Source organism: Rhizobacter sp. P2_H3, assembly GCF_056403355.1.
On sequence record NZ_JBFUFQ010000503.1, the window covers coordinates 1 to 1,071 of the forward strand.

General features: G+C 72.8%; 1 protein-coding gene. It reads left to right on the forward strand.

Features of this window, described 5'->3' with window-relative positions:
- Positions 1-1,071, forward strand: a 1,071-nt coding sequence (locus tag AC1D1T_RS32655; RefSeq protein ID WP_477993510.1) for an efflux RND transporter periplasmic adaptor subunit, incomplete at both ends; no start/stop codon positions are given.

The window sequence follows — 1,071 nt, forward strand, 5'->3', positions numbered from 1 at the left end:
CCGCGGCGCCGGCGCCACCACCGTCGGCGTCGCCACCGCCGCGCAGGCCGAGCTGCCGGTGCTGATCGAGGCGCTCGGCACCGTCACCCCCGCCGCCACCGTCACCGTGCGCGCGCAGGTCTCGGGGACGTTGACCCGCGTGCTGTTCAAGGAAGGCCAGCTGGTGAAGAAGGGCGAGCTGCTCGCCACCATCGACGCCCGCCCGTACGAGATGGCGCTGCTGCAGGCGAGCGGCCAGCGCCTGCGCGACGAGGCCCAGCTCGATGCCGCCCGCGTCACGCTGACGCGCTACCAGACGCTGCTGTCGCAGGACTCGATCGCCCGCCAGGATGTCGACACCCAGGCCGCGCTCGTCAAGCAGCTCGATGGCACCTTGATGACCGACAAGGCCTCCGAAGGCACCGCCCGCCTGAACCTCGCCTACACCCGCATCACCGCGCCGGTCGGCGGGCGCATCGGGCTGCGCACCGTCGACGAGGGCAACCTGGTGTCGTCGGGCGACACCACCGGCATCGCGGTGATCACGCAGACCGAACCGATCGACATCGCGTTCTCGATCCCGCAGGATCGCCTGCCCGCCATCCAGGCCCGCGTCGCCAGCGGCGCCCAGCTGCCGGTCGCCGCCTACGACCGCACCCGCACCAGCAAGCTCGAGAGCGGCACCTTCTCCACCTTCGACAACCTCGTCGACACCACCACCGGCACCGTGAAGGCCAAGGCCCGCTTCCCGAACCAGGGCGGCGCGCTGTTCCCGAACCAGTTCGTCAACGTGCGCCTGCTGCTCGACACCGTGAAGGGCGCCGTCGTGGTGCCGATCACCGCGCTGCGCAACGGCCGCGACGGCGACTACGTCTACGTGCTGCAGCCCGACCGCACCGTGCAGCAGCGCACCGTCACGCGCGGCCAGGCGACGGTCGACAAGGTCTCGATCACCGCCGGGCTCGAGGCCGGCGAGCGGGTCATCACCGAAGGCGCCGACCGGCTGAAGGACGGCGCGCGCGTGACGCTCTCGGCCGACCGCGCCGCGTCGGGCGCGCAGGGCGCCTCGGGCCCGGCCGGTGCGTTCCCGCC